The organism is Arthrobacter sp. PL16 (assembly GCF_035985055.1).
Lineage (GTDB): Bacteria > Actinomycetota > Actinomycetes > Actinomycetales > Micrococcaceae > Arthrobacter_D > Arthrobacter_D cheniae.
The window spans coordinates 541,891-558,300 of sequence record NZ_JAXCIC010000001.1; the positions used below are offsets into that span (position 1 = coordinate 541,891).

The window sequence follows — 16,410 nt, forward strand, 5'->3', positions numbered from 1 at the left end:
TAGTTATGCAGGTGTTGACCCATCCGCATAAGAAGGAGCCTCGATGTCCACGCAGGATCTGCTGCCCACAGACACCACCATGGGAACGCTGACGCTCAAGGTCGGTGATCTCGCCGGAATGTCCGCCTACTACCGGACAGCCCTCGCCCTCGAGGTGCTCGACGACGGCACCGACGCCGTCGTGCTGGGACGCCGGGGGAGGGCGGTGGTCCGCCTGGAAGCTGCGCGTCACCTCCACCTGGCACAGCCCGGCCAGGCAGGCCTCTTCCATACGGCTCTCCTCTTCGAGGATCAGGCGGACCTCGCCGCCGTCGTCGCCTCCGCCGCGCGGCATCCACTGAGCTCCTATGTGGGCAGCGCCGACCACCTCGTGAGCGAGGCCTTCTACTTCGCCGATCCCGAGGGCAACGGCATCGAGCTGTACGTGGACCGGCCAAGGGATACCTGGGACTGGTCGCGCGACGAGCGGGGTGGCCGCACGGTGGTGATGGGAAGCCTGCCACTCCCGCCGCGCGGCTACATCGAGAAGCACCTCACGGAGGCAGCGGTGGCGCAGGCGGAGTCGAGGAGTGCCGCCGTCGGGCACGTGCACCTCCAGGTGGGTGACGTGGACGCGGCGCACCGCTTCTACGTGGACGTGCTCGGATTCGAGCGCACCGCGGGGTGGCACGACCAGGCGCTCTTCGTGTCTGCCGGCGGCTACCACCACCACATGGCCATGAATGTCTGGAACAGCCGGGGAGCCGGACCGCGCAAGGACACCCTCGGGCTCGGTGAGGTCCTCATCCGGGTCCCCGTGGCCGACGAGGTGGCGGCGCTTGCCGATCGCCTCTCCCACGCGGGTTTCGGTAGTCATCACACGGGCGCCGAACTGCGTTTCGAGGACCCGTGGCGCAATCAGCTCCGCGTCGCCGTCGCCGGTCCGTTCGACGGAATCGCCTAAAGCACGGCGGTCTGGCACAATGGATCCGTACTCGATCCGTGCAGCCCCTCTCTCTGCGCGTGCATTGTGTCCTCTGAACCCCCATGAATGGCCCGCCCCACGGGAGCAGGATGATGGGTTCGCCCTTTTTATTCACAAGGAGTGACCACACAAGTGGCCGTAAAGATTCGCCTCAAGCGCATGGGCAAGATCCGCGCACCGTTCTACCGTGTCGTCGTCATGGATGCACGCTCCAAGCGTGATGGCCGTGCCCTCGAAGAGATCGGCAAGTACAACCCCACCGAGGAGCCCTCGTTCATCGAGATCGACTCCGAGCGTGCGCAGTACTGGCTCGGCGTCGGCGCTCAGCCGACCGAGCAGGTCTCCGTCCTGCTCAAGATCACCGGTGACTGGCAGAAGTTCAAGGGACTCAAGGGCCAGGAAGGCACCCTGAGGACCAAGGCACCCAAGGCAGCGTTCGTGGCCCCCGAGAAGGGTTCGGTGATCGTCCCCGAGGCGATCACGTCGAAGGCGAAGAAGAACGACGACGCCCCGGAAGCGACCGAGGCAGAGTAAATTGCTGGCCGAAGCTCTGGAGCACCTCGTCCGCGGCATCGTCGACAACCCTGACGATGTCCGGGTCGCCGCGAAGAACAACCGTCGCGGCGAGACGCTCGAGGTCCGCGTGCACCAGGAGGACCTGGGGCGCGTGATCGGTCGCCAAGGGCGCACCGCCCGTGCGCTACGCACCGTGGTGGCCGCACTCGCGGACGGCGAGCCCGTACGGGTCGACGTCGTCGACACCGACCGCCGCCGGGGCTGACCGGCCCGAGCTTCACCGACGAACGGCATTGATCGGCCCCACCACCAGGACCCGGTGGTGGGGCCGATCGCATTAATCACCCGAATCCGCATCAGCACAACAGCAGGAGCACCACCATGGACGTACTCGTCGCCAGGATCGGGAAGCCCCACGGAATCAAGGGAGAGGTCACCGTCCAGCTCTTCACGGACGCCCCTGAAGCCCGATTCGATGCCGGGGGGACCTTCCGCGTCGAGGGAGCCGCCGTGACGGAGTTGACCGTGGCGAAGGCCCGGTGGAACAAGGACATCCTGATCGTTGCCTTCGAGCAGGTCTCCGACCGCAACCAGGCCGAGACCCTGCGGGGCGCGCAGCTCTTCATCGACACCGCTGGTGCGCAGGATGACGACGACGACGCCTGGTACGAGCACGAGCTCGTCGGCCTGGACGCCCGCGTGGACGGCGAGTCCGTGGGCAAGGTGACGGCGCTGAGGACCATGGCCGTGCAGGATCTGCTGGTCGTCGAACTGCCAGGCGGACATGAGGCACTGGTGCCATTCGTCGCGGACATCGTGCCCGAGGTGAATCCGAAGGCCGGCTACATCGTCATCGTTCCGCCGGCGGGGCTTTTCGACCTGAATACCCCCGGGTCCAACCAGGCGCCCGACGACGGCGATGACGTGGACGCCGCATCAGCGGTCGGGCCCGAGGTCACGCCCGGCGAGGCGCGCGGCTAGTGCGCATCGACGTCGTCTCCATCTTTCCGGAGTACCTCGCCGCACTCGACCTGTCGCTCATCGGCAAGGCGCGGCAGGACGGCGTCCTCGATGTACGGGTCCACGACCTCCGCACGTTCACCACGGACCGCCACCGGACGGTGGACGACACACCCTACGGTGGCGGTGCGGGCATGGTGATGAAGCCGGAGCCGTGGGCGCTCGCCCTGGAGGCCGTGGTGGCAGAGTCCCCGACCGCAGCGGGACGACCGACGCTCATCGTCCCCTCTCCGGCCGGAGCGGTCTTCAACCAGGCGATGGCCCACGAGCTCGCCGATCTGGACCACCTGGTTTTCGCCTGCGGCAGGTACGAGGGTATCGACGAGAGGGCGATCGACTGGGCGCGAGGGCAGTTCGACGTCCGTCCCGTGTCCCTCGGCGACTACGTCCTCAATGGGGGAGAGGTCGCGGTGCTGGCCATGGTCGAGGCTGTCGGAAGGCTGATCCCCGGCGTCGTCGGCAACCCCGAGTCCCTCGTCGAGGAGTCGCACTCCGACGGTCTGCTCGAGTACCCGGTCTACACCAAGCCGTCATCCTGGCGCGGGCGCGACATCCCGGAGGTGCTGCTGAGCGGCAACCACGCGAAGATCGCGCAATGGCGCCGGGTGGAGCAGTTCCAGCGGACAGCCGAGCGGCGGCCGGACCTCCTCGCCGACGTCGAGGCCGCTACCCTGTCCCCAGCAGATATGAAGGCGTTACGCGCCGCAGGATTCGACGTCGTCGACGGCAGGCTCGTGCGGCCTCCGCATTAGCGGTTGAACCGATCGCTGTGGAAGAATGGTTGTTTGTGTCCACTGGGCCGGACCCTGCCACAGGGGGCGTCCAGCCAACAGTTCCACACACCGGCCGCCGAATCATCGGATCGGTCGGACACTACTTCGGCGGTATTGCCCTGACCTCGCGTCCGGTCATTGTCCGCCGTGACCCACGTGAATGACCTGTGGCGTTCACCAGGAGCACGAAAATGCATATTCTCGATTCCGTCGACGCCGTATCCTTCCGCGACAACGTCCCGGACTTCCGCGCCGGCGACACCGTCAACGTCCATGTGAACATCATCGAAGGCAAGAACACCCGTGTTCAGATCTTCAAGGGCTTCGTCCTCGGACGCCAGGGCGACGGCATCCGCGAGACCTTCACGGTCCGCAAGGTGAGCTTCGGTGTCGGCGTGGAACGTACGTTCCCCGTCCACAGCCCGGTCCTCGACAAGATCGAGGTCGTCTCCAAGGGTGATGTGCGCCGCGCCAAGCTGTACTACATGCGTGATCTGCGCGGCAAGGCAGCGAAGATCAAGGAGAAGCGCGACCCCAAGACGGTCAAGTAACTCTTCTTCAGTGCACGAAGAACCTGCTTTCCGCCCTTCGGCTGGAGCGCACGCGAAACGCCGGTCCCATTGTGTGGGCTGGCGTTTTGTGTTCTCCACCGTCGTCCTCGCCGCTGTCCTCACGGGACTGATCCGCGGTTTCCTCCTCGATGTCTACTTCATCCCGTCAGCGTCGATGGAACCCCTGCTCGCCGAGGGCGATCGCGTCCTCGTCAGCAAGCTCGAGGAGAAGCGCGGAGCAGTGGAGCGCGGAGACATCGTCGTCTTCGACGGGCGAGGGTCCTTCGATCCGATCACGGATCCGCGCAGCGTTCCCGTGCAGGTTGCTGCCGGAGTGAGCCAATGGCTCGGGATGTCCGGCAGCGACACGGTGTACGTCAAGCGCGTCATCGGGGTCGGGGGGGACCACGTCGTATGCTGCTCCGCCGACGGTCGGCTGACGCTCAACGGGAACCCGATCGACGAGCCGTACGTCCATCCGGGGGATGTGGCGAGCGATCAGGCCTTCGACGTCGTCGTTCCGGAGGGCCGGGTATGGCTGCTGGGAGACCATCGATCGGCATCCATGGACTCGCGGGCACTCCTGGGTGCTCCGGGCGGCGGCCTCATCGCCGAGGACCGGATCATCGGGCGGGCGTTTCAGCTAGTCTGGCCACTTGACCGGTTCGCCCCGATCGAGCAGCACGTCGGCTGAGCCCGGCGGTTCAGCGGCGTCGACGCCGCAGAACCGCGTCCGGTGGGGTAGCCCCCGGGTATCACGACTACAGAGGACATTTCGCACATGGCACGGAGCTTCCGCAGGAAGTCACACTCGGGAGCCGAGGCACCCGCACCACACCCCGTCGATCCCGACTCCTCCGAGGCCGGCGATGGCGCCGTCGCACCCAACGCCTCCAACGCTGCCGAGGTCTCAGGTGCCCCCGGCAAGGGATTCGCGAGGTCGCCACGGGACAAGAAGGAGGCCGACCACGGGGTCGGCGCATGGTTGAAGGAGATCGCGACGATCGTCGTGATCGCGCTGGTGCTGTCCTTCCTCATCAAGACCTTCTTCTTCCGGGCCTTCTTCATCCCGTCGGGATCCATGGAGGAGACCCTCGAGATCGACGACCGCATCTTCGTCAACCAGCTCGTGCCGCAGCCCTTCGACCTCGAGCGCGGTGACATCGTCGTCTTCCGTGACGAGCAGGAGTGGCTGCCACCTCAGGCCGGGACGGACATCGGCTGGTTCAAGGAAGCCCTCATCTTCATAGGCCTCGCTCCGGACGAGTCCCATCAGCACCTCGTCAAGCGCGTCATCGGACTGGCCGGTGACCATGTCATCTGCTGTGACGCCCAGGGCCGCATCACGGTCAACGGCGAGCCCTTGACCGAGCCCTACCTCTATCCCGGCGCCAACCCGTCGGACGTGCCGTTCGACGTCGTCGTGCCCGACGGCAGGATCTGGGTCATGGGCGACCACCGCAATGCCTCCGCCGACTCCCGTGCCAACCGCGACAAGCCAGGGGAGGGGTTCGTGAGCGTCGATGACATCGAGGGCAAGGCGGCCGTCATCGCCTGGCCTCTCGATCGCATTGGCTTCCTCGGCAACCATCCCGATGTCTTCGGTGGAATTCCCGAACCGGAGGCTGCGGCACAGCTGATTCCGGCAGGACGATGACAGCACCGCGCAGGAAGCGATCCACCGCCCCGAACCTGAGTTTCGAGAAATCATTCGGGGCGGACGGACACCGTTACGTCGCCGGCTGCGATGAGGTGGGCAGGGGAGCGCTGGCCGGACCTGTATCGGTGGGTATCGTCGTCGTGGACCTCGACGCTACGGCCGGACTTCGCGGAGTGCGCGACAGCAAGCTGCTGCCGGCATCCCAGCGTGAGGCGCTGGTGCCACGCATCCGGCGCTGGTCCGTCGCGTCCGCCGTCGGACACGCGACCGCGGCCGAGGTCGATGCGTTGGGCCTCATGGCCGCCCTGCGGGCCGCCGGAAGCCGGGCCTGGGCCGATGTCCTCAAGACCGTCACTCCGGATGTCGTCGTCCTCGACGGCAATCACGACTGGCTTTCCGCCCGATCACAGGGCGTGCTCTTCCAGACGGACGAGGGTGCACCGCCGGTGGGAACCATCGCCTGCGCGGCGCCCGTGCACACGAAGATCAAGGCAGACCTCACGTGCCTGAGTGTCGCTGCAGCCAGTGTGCTCGCCAAGGTGGAGCGCGACGCCCTGATGGTGACTCTCGCTGCCGAGCACCCCGCCTTCGGCTGGGACGTGAACAAGGGGTACGCCACCGAGGCGCACAGGGGGTCCATCGACGCCGTCGGGCCCAGTGAGTATCACCGGAAGACCTGGCGGCTGGGAAGCATGGACAGGCCCGACATGCCACGCGTCGATATTGAGGGATGATGGTCGAATGAGTGCCGAAGATCTTGAGAACTACGAAACCGACATGGAGCTCCAGCTGTACCGCGAGTACCGGGACGTCGTGGGGCTCTTCAGTTATGTCGTCGAGACGGAGCGCCGGTTCTACCTGGCGAACAACGTGGACCTGCAGGCCCGCTCGGCGGACGGCGAGGTCTACTTCGACCTGACCCTGCAGGATGCCTGGGTGTGGGACGTGTACCGCTCCGCCCGCTTCGTGAAGAACGTCCGTGTCATCACGTTCAAGGACGTCAACGTGGAGGAACTGTCGAAGTCCGACGACATGGCGCTGCCGAAGGACGGGACGCTGGGCAACTGAGTCGGTCCGCCGCTCCGCCTGGTTCTGCCTGAGGTTGTCCACATAGGACAGCAGCCTGCCGTGCACCTTCTCTGCCTCCCTGAAGCTGGGGGCGGAGGTGGTAGCCATGTTGGCAAAGGATGAATTGGGGCGTCGCGGGGAAGCGACGGCCGCTGACTTCTTGGAACGGGCCGGGCTTACGATCGTCGACCGCAATTGGCGGTGTCCCGCGGGGGAGATCGACCTCGTCGCGATCGACGGGTCGACGCTGGTGATCGTCGAGGTCAAGACGCGCAGTTCGGATGATTTCGGGCAACCGCTCGAGTCCATCACGGCGAGCAAGCTCGAGCGGCTGTACCTGCTCGCGTCGAAATGGGCGCGCGGGCACAACCTGCGATTCAGCGGGTTCCGCGTCGACGCCGTCGGAGTCCTCGACGACGGCTCCGGCACTCCGCGGATCGAGCATGTCCGGGCAGTGATCTGACGGTGCTCGGGCGGACCTACGCAGTATCCCTTGTCGGCATGAACGGGCACATCGTCGAGGTCGAGGCGGATATCGGGCAGACCCTGCCGGCCTTCGTACTGCTCGGTCTTCCGGATGCGTCGCTCAACGAGGCCAAGGACCGTATCAGGGCGGCCGCCCGGAACGCGGGGGTTCCGCTCAGCCGCCGAAAGATCACGGTGAACCTCATTCCTGCGTCCCTGCCGAAACGAGGGTCGGCCTTCGACCTGGCGATCGTCATGTCGGCGCTTGCCGCAGCGGGCGATGTCCGGGGGTGCGGTTCGACGGTTTTCATCGCCGAGCTCGGACTGGATGGGCAACTGCGTCCCGTGCATGGTGTCCTCCCGGCGGTGATGGCCGCTGTCGACGCCGGACACCATCGGATAGTGGTTGCCGAGGAGAATGAGGCGGAAGCGGCACTCGTCCCCGCAGCGGAGGTCCGGGCGTTCCAGACCCTTGCGGACGTCGCGGTGGCGTTCGGAGCGGAGGTCGGCGACGTGGATCGTCCCGACCCGTCGATACGCACCGGGGCCATGACCCGAGTCCTGCCATCCGCGCCGCTCAAGGACCTGTCGGATATCGCAGGTCAGCAGGAAGCGAGATTCGCCCTCGAGATCGCGGCGGCCGGTGCGCACCACCTGCTCATGATGGGACCTCCCGGTGCGGGCAAGACGATGCTTGCCGAGCGACTGCCGGGCATCCTGCCAGATCTGGAGGATGATCACGCCATGGAGGTCACCGCCATCCATAGCCTGAGCGGTGATCGGCTCTGCGCCGAGCTGGTCCGTAAGCCACCCTTCGAGAGCCCCCACCACACGGCAACTCCCGCCTCCATCATCGGGGGCGGCAGCGGTATCCCGAGACCGGGAGCCGCGTCACGGGCGCATCGGGGCATCCTGTTCCTTGACGAGGCGCCGGAGTATGAGCGCCGGGTTCTCGAAGCGCTGCGGGAGCCGCTCGAGAGCGGGTGCCTCGTCCTTCATCGTGCATCGGGCACCGCGTCCTACCCTGCGCGCTTCCAGCTGGTTCTCGCGCTCAACCCCTGTCCCTGCGGGCTCGCCAATGGAAAAGGAATCGATTGCCTGTGCACGGCCCAGCAACGTCGCAGGTACTTCAACCGGCTGTCGGGGCCCCTGCTGGATCGGGTCGATCTGCAGGTGGTCGTGCAAAGGGTGAGTCTCGCCGATTATGCCGGGGGCACGTCTGCCGAGACCTCGGCCGTTGTAGCCGCACGAGTCGCCGGAGCGCGGGCTGCACAGCGCAGCCGGCTGCGCCGCTGGAACTACACCACGAATTCGGAGGTGCAGGGACGGATATTGCGGGGAGACCTCGCCCTGCCGCGGAAGGTGACGGCGTCCCTGGATAAGGCGCTGGACCGGAGCCTGGTCAGCGCTCGTGGCTGGGATCGTGTTCTCCGCGTCGCCTGGACCATCTCGGATCTCGCTGGTCGTGACACCCCGGAGGCCGATGACGTCGTCACGGCCCTGGGGTTCCGCCTCCAGGAGAGTGCACAGTGACGACGGGCGGGACGGACAGCACAACAACGGCCAGGGCCGCGCTTTCGAGGCTCTTCGAGCCGTCCGACACCATCGGTCTGGGCCTCGTGTCCGTGGTCGGCCCAATCGATGCCCTGCGCATCGCCCGCGGCGAGATCCACGCCGGGCACGACGTCCGGGCTCAGCTTCATGACCTACTCGGGATTCCGGATGACCGCCGTGACCACCTGCAGGAGGGATTGGCTCGATGGGACCCGCGTCTCGGGGATCTGGCTCCCGAGCGTGATCTCGCCACGCTCGAGCGACTGGCCGGCCGGCTCGTCACTCCGGAATCGAGCGAGTGGCCGGCGGCGCTGCACGATCTCCAGACCTCGGCGCCCCTGTGCCTGTGGGTACGAGGTAATTATGAGATTCCGAACCTCGGTCGGCTGGCCGCCGTCGTAGGTTCGCGGGACAGCACGAACTATGGGTCCTCCGTGACAGCCGACATGACCTCCGGCCTTGCGTCCCGCGGCTACGCGGTGGTCTCAGGTGGCGCTTACGGGATCGATGCGCAGGCTCACAGGGCAGCGCTCGCAACGACCGATGACGGTGCTTTCCCAGCCACCGTCGCGCTGCTGGCCTGCGGCGTCGATCGCTATTACCCAGCCGGGAACGAGGAATTACTCCGCACCGTCGCGCGCAGCGGCCTGCTCATCTCGGAGGTACCACCGGGAAGTTCTCCGACAAGGTGGCGATTTCTACAGCGCAACAGGTTGATCGCTGCTCTCAGCGCCGTGACAGTCGTCGTCGAGGCTCGTTGGAGGTCCGGCGCCCTGAATACAGCCCACCATGCGGCGGGCCTCGGAAGGCCGGTTGGAGCCGTCCCTGGTTCGGTCCACTCTGCCAACTCCGCGGGATGCCACCGGTTGCTCAGGGATGGTACAGCCGTCTGTGTCACCGACGCTGCCGACGTCGCCGAACTAGCCGGCCCGCTCGGCGAACCACCCCTGGGCGACCGCGCCAGGGAGGACGCTGAGCCGGCCCGGGATCAGGATGGCTTGACCATCCCCGATCTTCTGGTGCTCGACGGACTACCCGTTCGCGCCTTCACCACCGTCGACAAACTGGCATCGGTCGCCGGTCTGTCCATCCGTGAGGTCCTGAGCGGACTCGCCCGGCTGGAACTTGCCGGCCTTGCCCACAGGACGAGCGTCGGATGGCGACGGCAGAAGGAATGACGCGCCGTTTCGCTCTTCCGTCTTGCCGAGTCCCCCGAACAACGCCCTGCCCATCACGAACACCTCGCGGAGAACCCTCATGACAAGCATCGAGTCCAGCAGTGCAGAAGAAGGCCCCAACGCCCCAGGCGCGGAACGACGATACCTGGACATCGACTCTCCTGTCGGGGTCCTGCGCATCGTCGCGAACGGCGAGGCGATCGTCGGCCTGTATCACGAGGACCACTCTCCGGTGCCCGCACGGTCGCTCCTCGGACGGCCACTGGAGCCGTCCGTCGTCGTGCCAGCAGACGGGAATCAGGCGGAGGCAGGGCCTGACGTCAGTCCGAGCGCGACAGAGGTTCTCCTGTGGCGGGCGGCGAGTGAGATCGGGCAGTATTTCGCCGGCTCACGGCGTCACTTCGACGTGCCGGTGGATCTTCGGGGAACCGAGTTCCAGCGAATGGTCTGGACTGCCCTGTCCGGAATACCCTACGGTCAACGCCGCAGCTACCGGGACATCGCCGCGAACCTGGGTAATGCCGGTATGGGGCGTGCTGTCGGAGCGGCCATACGGGCCAATCCGGTGTCGATCATCGTGCCCGGTCACAGGGTGGTCAGCAGCACTGGCGCTGTGGTCGGCTATGCCGCGGGCAACGCGACGAAGACGGAGTTGCTTGAGAGGGAATCGGACGGAGTTCCAGATGCAGACCCGGTCGCGTCGGGAAGCAAGGAGAGCGTCGTCGACGCGCCGGGCTCGCCAGGCGTGAGGTGAACGCAGACCGGGGTGTTCCAGGACCCGATGAACCGGCCGACGCGGGCCAGGGAGTCTCTCGGGCAGCCAGGGCCGCACTGCGCAGCGGGCCTTGATGCCCACCCTTCTACTCCTTCCATTGGACCGCCACTATCACTGTGAATCTGTCGCACCTCGGATTCATCACCCGTGGCCGCCCCCGTTGGCCGCCTGTCGATTATCAGGCTGCTGACGCCCTGCTCCCCACGAATTCGGATGTCGATCTCTCCCACCTAGGCCAATGCGCACGCCCAGTCGGCGCAGGATTGCGAAACGCGCTGGGTGAAGTGCCTTCATCGAACCGACGAGGCGTGGATACTGGTGGGCGGAGGAAGACATGACTGACGGCACCGCTGAATCATACGGAGGACCTGCTAGGGCCCTTCAGGGGTTCGAGAAGTACCTGACGCTGGAGCGCAACAGATCCGAGCACACGGTACGGGCGTACAAGAAGGATGTCGCCCTGTTCCTGACTCACGCTGCAGGGGCTGGTGCATCAGACCTGGGGCAGCTCGAACTCCGTCACTTCCGGGCATGGCTCGGAGCGCTCGATCAAGCAGGTCTGGCGCGATCCACGTTGGCGCGACGAGCAGCGGCGGTTCGGTCCTTCATGGATTGGGCCGTGCGCGAGGAGATCGTCCCGCTGAATCCCGCTCTACGCCTACGAGCACCCAAGCGCAACAGCACCCTGCCGGCGGTACTCAGCCACCCGCAGGCGCAGGCCCTGTTCGAGGGCCTTGGAGGGCGCAGCGAGCAGGGCGATGCCCACCAGCTCCAACGTCGGGCCATGCTCGAGGTGCTCTATGGGACGGGTGTCCGGGTCGGTGAGTTGGTCGGCCTCGACGTGGACGACGTCAATACGGAGCGCCGAACCCTCGTCGTGACGGGCAAGGGGGACAAGGAACGTACCGTTCCCTATGGGGTGCCTGCCGGGTATGCCATTGATGACTGGCTGCGTCGCGGCCGCCCGCAGTGGGTGAACGGGAGGAGCGGCCCGGCATTGTTCCTTGGCCGCCGTGGAGGACGTATCGACCAGAGGGCCGTCCGCACCCAGATCAGGGAAGCCCTCGAAGGATTGGGTGACACTGCAGCGAGAGGTCCCCACGCGCTGAGGCACACTGCTGCCACTCACCTCCTGGACGGTGGTGCTGATCTCCGCGCCGTGCAGGAGTTGCTCGGCCACTCGAGCCTCGCCACCACGCAGCTGTACACCCACGTGTCCGTTGATCGGCTCCGGCGTAGCTACGAGCAGGCGCACCCGCGGGCGTAGGAGCCTCGCCGCCCGTCAGAACTCCTCGAGCAAGCCGGGACGCCCCAGCACTGGCACTGTGGTAGGTGCAGTGGCGGAATTGAGGCTTCTCGTGCACAATAAGCAGTAGTCACATCGAACCCGCACGCCGTGCGGGTGGGTCTCGTAAAGCTCTGGCACATCCGTTTGCTGTTTCATCATCCATTGAAGGTCGTTGGGGAAGACGTACCTACAGCTATGGAGGATGGAATGTCTGTTGTGATGGCGCGCGGTGTCTTGTACGTGCACTCGGCCCCTACTGCGTTGTGCCCTCATATCGAGTGGGCTATCGGCTCTGTGCTGGATAAGCGCATCGACATGGAGTGGACAGCGCAACCTGCCGCGCCTGGAATGTTGCGCGCCGAGCTGTCGTGGATCGGCCTGCAGGGATCCGGAGCCCAGCTCGCTTCTGCGTTGCGAGGGTGGGCACATCTGCGCTACGAGGTCACCGAGGAACAGAGTGCAGGGGCAGATGGTGGCCGCTGGTCGCACACCCCTGAGCTCGGCATCTTCCATGCCACCACCGACGTCCACGGCAACATCATGGTGACCGAGGACCGGATCCGTTATGCCTACGAGACGGGTGCCGGTGATCCTGCAGCCGTCTATCACGAGCTGTCCCTTGCACTCGGCGAGTCCTGGGACGAGGAGCTCGAACCGTTCCGTCATGCTGCGGAGGGTGCTCCTGTGCGCTGGCTGCACCAGGTCGGATGATCGGGAGCTGGTACAGGCTAGGACGTTCGGCGGCGCGTCGACCGCAGGACACCAGGGCATTCTGACGCTGCGGCCAACGCCGACGACGACACGCAATCTGCTCCACACACACGAGAGGCGCAGCCCGGCCGGGCTGCGCCTCTCGTGTGTGTGGCCGACCTAGACGCTGCGTAGGACGATGACGGCGTTGTGTCCGCCGAAACCGAAGGAGTTGCTCAGAGCGACGATGTCGCCCGACGGCAGGTCCCTGGGTGCGGTCACGACGTCGAGCGGGATCTCGGGATCCTGGTTGTCGAGGTTGATGGTGAGCGGCGCCTTCCGCTCGTAGAGGGCGAGCACCGTCATGACGGCCTCGACAGCGCCGGAAGCGCCGAGAAGGTGTCCTGTCTGGGACTTGGTAGCGGATACGGCCACCTCGTCGAGGTGGTTTCCCAGAGCTGCCTTGAGGGCTGTGTACTCGGGCTTGTCCCCGACCGGAGTCGACGTAGCGTGAGCGTTGATGTGCACGACGTCCTCCGGCTGCGCTCGCGCGTCGAAGAGAGCAGCCTTCAGGGCGCGGGTTGCTCCGAGTCCGCCGGGATCGGGAGCCGTGATGTGGTACGCGTCGGCCGTGACGGAAGTACCGGCGAGCTCGGCGTAGACCCGGGCACCACGCGCGAGGGCGTGTTCTTCCGCCTCGAGGACGATGGCGCCGGCTCCCTCGCCCATGACAAAACCGTCCCGGCCCGTGTCGTAGGGGCGGGACGCGAGTTCAGGCTCGTCGTTTCGACGGGAGAGCGCATGCATGGAGGCGAAGGCGGCGATGGGCATCGGGTGGATGGCAGCTTCGGCACCGCCGCAGACGACGACGTCGGCCTTGCCGGATCGAATCAGTTCGAGACCCTGGTGGAGGGCTTCGGTGCCCGAGGCGCAGGCCGACACCGGGGTGTGTGCGCCGGCACGGGCACCGAGGTCGAGACTCACGGCCGCGGCAGGGCCATTGGGCATGAGCATCGGCACCGTCATCGGAAGGACCCTCCGCGGGCCCTTCTCGCGCAGTGTGTCCCAGGCATCGAGCAGGGTCCACACCCCGCCGATACCTGTAGCGAAGGCGACGGCGAGACGATCCTTATCGACGTCCTCGATCCCGGAATCACGCCAGGCTTCCCGGGAGGCGACCACAGCGAACTGCGTCGAAGGGTCCATGCGCTTGGCTTCGACGCGTGTGAGGACCTCCGACGCCGGGACGGTGATCTGCGCGGCGAAGGTGACCGGCAGTTCGTATTTCTGCACCCAGTCGGCCTCGATGGTTCGTGCGCCCGAGACTCCCTTGAGGGAGTTGGCCCACATCGTTGGGACGTCCCCGCCGATGGGGGTGGTTGCACCGAGTCCGGTAATGACGACTTTGCGTGGCATGGTCACTCTTTCAAAGCTAGGGCGTGCGCCGGCCGAACCGGGGCGAAGGGAGGACGGATGCGGCCGCCACCGGCGGTGACACCGGGAGCGGCCGCAGCACGGGGAACGGCGGGTTCTTAGGCCTGCGCACCCGAGATGAAGGTGACGGCGTCGCCGACGGTCTTCAGGTTCTTGACCTCTTCATCAGGGATCCGCACGCCGAACTTCTCCTCGGCGTTGACGACGATCGTCATCATCGAGATGGAGTCGATGTCGAGGTCGTCGGTGAAGGACTTGTCCATCTCGACGGACTCGGGAGCGAGGCCCGTCTCCTCGTTCACGATCTCTGCCAGACCGGCCAGGATTTCTTCGTTGCTAGCCATGGTGGCTCCTTTTCTGTTCTTGCCGGTGCACCGGCGGGGATGGTCAAACCGCACGGTCGCGGTTTGGGCTTGAAAACTAGGGGAGGACCACGACCTGCGCTCCGAACACCAGGCCGGCGCCGAATCCGATCTGCAGCGCGAGCTTGCCGCTGAACTCCGGATGTTCCTTGAGGGTTCGATGCATCGCCAGGGGAATGGAGGCTGCCGAGGTGTTGCCTGCGTCCACGATGTCCCGAGCCACGTAGACATGCCCGGGAAGCTTCAACTGCTTCACCATCTCATCGATGATACGGATATTCGCCTGGTGCGGCAGGAACACGGCGAGGTCGTCGGCGGAGACACCTGCGGCGTCGAGGGCGCGCTGGGCGACTTTCGCCATCTCCCAGACAGCCCAGCGGAACACGGTTGGTCCGTCCTGGACCATCGTCGGCCAGAGGCCTTCACGGCCTTCCGCGGTGTCCTGCTCTCCCTCGGTGTCCGTGGCGACCGACCCGAGCGAGTAGTCGCGGACATCCAGCAGTGAATGGTTCATGCGGATGGCCTCGTGCTTGCTGCCGTCCGAACCCCAGACCGATGGACCGATCCCGGCAGATTCGCCAGGACCGATGACCACGGCACCGGCACCGTCACCGAGGAGGAAGGAGATGGTGCGTTCGGAGTTGTCGATGAAGTCGGAAAGCTTCTCCACACCGACCACGAGGACGTACTCCGCGGATCCCGCGTGGACCAGCGCGTCTGCCTGCGCGATCCCGTAGCAGTAACCTGCGCAAGCGGCAGAGATGTCATATGCGGGCGCTGGAGTCGCACCGAGCCGGTCGGTCAATTGGGCGGCCGCCGACGGCGTCGCATACGGGTGGGTCACGGTCGAGACGAGCACCGCCCCCAGCTGGGAGGCGTCGATGCCGGCCGTAACGAGTGCTTCGCGGGAGGCAGCTTCTGCCATGTCGATGACACTGACATCGCGGGGCGCCCGGTGCCGCGTGACAATGCCCGTCCGCTGCCGGATCCACTCGTCGGAGGAATCGATCCACTGGCAGACGTCCTCGTTGGTGACGATGATCTCCGGACGGTACGCCCCTACGCCGAGGATGCGCGTGTGCTCACGGAGGGGGGCTTGCTTGATGGCGGTGATGCTCACTGAGGTCCTTCGGAGGTAAGTGTCGGATCGAGGTCCGTGGTGCGGGAGTGTTCCCCGATGAAGCTGCGGGCTGCGTCCAGGTCCTCGGGCGATTTTACGGCGAGTGTCGCCGTCCCGCGCATTCCGCGCTTCGCGAGGCCGGTCAGGGTCCCTGCGGGGGACAGTTCGATCATCCCGGTCACGCCCATCGATTGCATCGATTCCATGCAGAGGTCCCAGCGCACAGGACGGGAGACCTGCGCGATCAGGCTGTCGAGGTTACCCTCACCGGTAGCGACGGGGTTCCCGTCATAGTTGGACATCAGCGTAGCCACGGGGTCGGCAGGCGCGAGTGATGGACGCAATGCCTCGAGGGCGGTGACAGCGGGGGACATGTGACCGGTGTGGAACGCTCCGGCGACCTTGAGGGCGATGACGCGCGTCTTTGCCGGTGGGTTCCCGCTCAGGGCCGCAAGTTGCTCCAGCGTCCCGGCCGCGACGACCTGGCCGCCCCCATTGGCGTTCGCGGCGGTGAGACCGAGTTCGGCCACTCGCGCCGCTACGTCATCGGGATCTCCCCCGAGGACCGCGCTCATGCCGGTCGGCGTTGCGGCGGCGGCTTCCGCCATGGCATTCGCCCGGACCCGGACGAACGCGACCGCGTCGTCTTCGGACAGTGCCCCGGCGATACCGGAGGCGGTGAGCTCACCCACCGAGTGACCGGCGACGACGGTGGCTGCGGTCAGCGAGTAGTCCGCCAGGAGCAGGCGGGCCGTGACGAGCCCGGCAGCGACGATGAGCGGCTGAGCGACGGCGGTGTCCTTGATGGTGTCCTCGTCAGAGGTGGTGCCATGCCGTACCAGATCCGTGCCCGCGCGGTCGCTGAGCTGCTCGAGGTGGTCGCGGACCCCGGGGAGGTCGAGCCAGGGGGCCAGGAAGCCGGGGGTCTGTGAGCCCTGTCCGGGGCAGGCGATTGCAAGCACTGTTCCAGCTTTCCAAAGAGAAGGAGCATT

20 protein-coding genes are annotated in these 16,410 nt (G+C 66.2%); 16 read left to right on the plus strand and 4 right to left on the minus strand.

The window, feature by feature from the left end; all coding sequences use genetic code 11:
- Positions 1-43: 43 nt before the first annotated feature.
- The 16 genes from RCH21_RS02440 (at position 44) to RCH21_RS02515 (ending at position 12,523) form a co-directional block, all read left to right on the plus strand.
- The gene (locus RCH21_RS02440) at positions 44-943 is read left to right on the plus strand and encodes a VOC family protein (protein ID WP_326963050.1); all 900 of its coding nucleotides are present in this window, start codon (positions 44-46) and stop codon (positions 941-943) included.
- A gap of 153 nt (positions 944-1,096) precedes the next feature.
- Positions 1,097-1,498, plus strand: coding sequence for a 30S ribosomal protein S16 (rpsP, locus tag RCH21_RS02445; protein ID WP_120147826.1), 402 nt, complete (start codon positions 1,097-1,099; stop codon positions 1,496-1,498).
- Between the two features lies 1 nt (position 1,499).
- Positions 1,500-1,745: an RNA-binding protein gene (locus RCH21_RS02450; RefSeq protein ID WP_105030847.1), complete on the plus strand. Its 246-nt coding sequence runs from the start codon at positions 1,500-1,502 to the stop codon at positions 1,743-1,745.
- A gap of 116 nt (positions 1,746-1,861) precedes the next feature.
- Positions 1,862-2,461, plus strand: a complete 600-nt coding sequence (gene rimM / locus RCH21_RS02455; RefSeq protein WP_326963051.1) for a ribosome maturation factor RimM — start codon at positions 1,862-1,864, stop codon at positions 2,459-2,461.
- Positions 2,461-3,252: a tRNA (guanosine(37)-N1)-methyltransferase TrmD gene (gene trmD, locus RCH21_RS02460; RefSeq protein WP_326963052.1), complete on the plus strand. Its 792-nt coding sequence runs from the start codon at positions 2,461-2,463 to the stop codon at positions 3,250-3,252. The genes rimM and trmD overlap by 1 nt, the downstream gene beginning before the upstream one ends.
- A gap of 212 nt (positions 3,253-3,464) precedes the next feature.
- Positions 3,465-3,824, plus strand: a complete 360-nt coding sequence (gene rplS / locus RCH21_RS02465) for a 50S ribosomal protein L19 (protein WP_120147823.1) — start codon at positions 3,465-3,467, stop codon at positions 3,822-3,824.
- Positions 3,825-3,897: 73 nt separating this feature from the next.
- Entirely contained in the window at positions 3,898-4,518 is a 621-nt protein-coding gene (gene lepB, locus RCH21_RS02470) for a signal peptidase I (protein WP_326963053.1), read from the plus strand.
- A gap of 87 nt (positions 4,519-4,605) precedes the next feature.
- On the plus strand, positions 4,606-5,481 hold the full coding sequence (gene lepB / locus RCH21_RS02475) for a signal peptidase I (RefSeq protein WP_326963054.1): 876 nt from the start codon (positions 4,606-4,608) through the stop codon (positions 5,479-5,481).
- Positions 5,478-6,218: a ribonuclease HII gene (locus tag RCH21_RS02480; RefSeq protein WP_326963055.1), complete on the plus strand. Its 741-nt coding sequence runs from the start codon at positions 5,478-5,480 to the stop codon at positions 6,216-6,218. Before lepB (RCH21_RS02475) ends, RCH21_RS02480 begins: the two co-directional genes overlap by 4 nt.
- Positions 6,219-6,225: 7 nt before the next feature.
- A complete protein-coding gene (locus RCH21_RS02485; RefSeq protein ID WP_120147819.1) occupies positions 6,226-6,552 on the plus strand; it encodes a DUF2469 domain-containing protein in 327 nt (108 codons plus the stop codon).
- Positions 6,553-6,649: 97 nt separating this feature from the next.
- The gene (locus RCH21_RS02490) at positions 6,650-7,015 is read left to right on the plus strand and encodes a YraN family protein (protein WP_326963056.1); all 366 of its coding nucleotides are present in this window, start codon (positions 6,650-6,652) and stop codon (positions 7,013-7,015) included.
- A gap of 38 nt (positions 7,016-7,053) precedes the next feature.
- Positions 7,054-8,550 (plus strand): YifB family Mg chelatase-like AAA ATPase, encoded by a 1,497-nt coding sequence (locus RCH21_RS02495; protein ID WP_442784649.1) that lies wholly within the window; start codon positions 7,054-7,056, stop codon positions 8,548-8,550.
- Positions 8,547-9,749, plus strand: a complete 1,203-nt coding sequence (dprA, locus tag RCH21_RS02500) for a DNA-processing protein DprA (protein WP_326963058.1) — start codon at positions 8,547-8,549, stop codon at positions 9,747-9,749. The genes RCH21_RS02495 and dprA overlap by 4 nt, the downstream gene beginning before the upstream one ends.
- Positions 9,750-9,828: 79 nt before the next feature.
- Complete coding sequence (locus RCH21_RS02505) at positions 9,829-10,503, plus strand: methylated-DNA--[protein]-cysteine S-methyltransferase (protein ID WP_326963059.1); 675 nt, start codon at positions 9,829-9,831, stop codon at positions 10,501-10,503.
- 355 nt (positions 10,504-10,858) lie between these two features.
- Entirely contained in the window at positions 10,859-11,791 is a 933-nt protein-coding gene (locus RCH21_RS02510; RefSeq protein ID WP_326963060.1) for a tyrosine recombinase XerC, read from the plus strand.
- Between the two features lie 228 nt (positions 11,792-12,019).
- Positions 12,020-12,523: a DUF3145 domain-containing protein gene (locus RCH21_RS02515; protein ID WP_326963061.1), complete on the plus strand. Its 504-nt coding sequence runs from the start codon at positions 12,020-12,022 to the stop codon at positions 12,521-12,523.
- Positions 12,524-12,682: 159 nt separating this feature from the next.
- On the opposite strand, the gene fabF is transcribed toward RCH21_RS02515, so the two are convergent.
- From fabF to RCH21_RS02535, 4 genes are all read right to left on the minus strand, one after another.
- Positions 12,683-13,918 carry a beta-ketoacyl-ACP synthase II gene (gene fabF, locus RCH21_RS02520; RefSeq protein WP_326963062.1) on the minus strand — a complete coding sequence of 412 codons (1,236 nt, stop codon included), beginning with the start codon at positions 13,916-13,918 and terminating at the stop codon, positions 12,683-12,685.
- Between the two features lie 116 nt (positions 13,919-14,034).
- Positions 14,035-14,280, minus strand: a complete 246-nt coding sequence (locus RCH21_RS02525) for an acyl carrier protein (RefSeq protein ID WP_026552001.1) — start codon at positions 14,278-14,280, stop codon at positions 14,035-14,037.
- A gap of 76 nt (positions 14,281-14,356) precedes the next feature.
- Positions 14,357-15,418, minus strand: a complete 1,062-nt coding sequence (locus tag RCH21_RS02530) for a beta-ketoacyl-ACP synthase III (protein ID WP_326963063.1) — start codon at positions 15,416-15,418, stop codon at positions 14,357-14,359.
- Positions 15,415-16,380: an ACP S-malonyltransferase gene (locus RCH21_RS02535; protein ID WP_326963064.1), complete on the minus strand. Its 966-nt coding sequence runs from the start codon at positions 16,378-16,380 to the stop codon at positions 15,415-15,417. The genes RCH21_RS02530 and RCH21_RS02535 overlap by 4 nt, the downstream gene beginning before the upstream one ends.
- Positions 16,381-16,410: the final 30 nt, after the last annotated feature.

Excerpts from the sequence above, each read along its gene's own strand:
- fabF (WP_326963062.1), bottom strand. The coding sequence starts at position 13,918 with ATGCCACGCAAAGTCGTCATTACCGGACTCGGTGCAACCACCCCCATC.
- RCH21_RS02440 (WP_326963050.1), top strand. The coding sequence starts at position 44 with ATGTCCACGCAGGATCTGCTGCCCACAGACACCACCATGGGAACGCTG.
- RCH21_RS02505 (WP_326963059.1), top strand. The coding sequence starts at position 9,829 with ATGACAAGCATCGAGTCCAGCAGTGCAGAAGAAGGCCCCAACGCCCCA.
- RCH21_RS02485 (WP_120147819.1), top strand. The coding sequence starts at position 6,226 with ATGAGTGCCGAAGATCTTGAGAACTACGAAACCGACATGGAGCTCCAG.
- rimM (WP_326963051.1), top strand. The coding sequence starts at position 1,862 with ATGGACGTACTCGTCGCCAGGATCGGGAAGCCCCACGGAATCAAGGGA.
- RCH21_RS02480 (WP_326963055.1), top strand. The coding sequence starts at position 5,478 with ATGACAGCACCGCGCAGGAAGCGATCCACCGCCCCGAACCTGAGTTTC.
- lepB (WP_326963054.1), top strand. The coding sequence starts at position 4,606 with ATGGCACGGAGCTTCCGCAGGAAGTCACACTCGGGAGCCGAGGCACCC.
- rplS (WP_120147823.1), top strand. The coding sequence starts at position 3,465 with ATGCATATTCTCGATTCCGTCGACGCCGTATCCTTCCGCGACAACGTC.
- RCH21_RS02525 (WP_026552001.1), bottom strand. The coding sequence starts at position 14,280 with ATGGCTAGCAACGAAGAAATCCTGGCCGGTCTGGCAGAGATCGTGAAC.
- RCH21_RS02510 (WP_326963060.1), top strand. The coding sequence starts at position 10,859 with ATGACTGACGGCACCGCTGAATCATACGGAGGACCTGCTAGGGCCCTT.
- RCH21_RS02515 (WP_326963061.1), top strand. The coding sequence starts at position 12,020 with ATGTCTGTTGTGATGGCGCGCGGTGTCTTGTACGTGCACTCGGCCCCT.
- RCH21_RS02495 (WP_442784649.1), top strand. The coding sequence starts at position 7,054 with ATGAACGGGCACATCGTCGAGGTCGAGGCGGATATCGGGCAGACCCTG.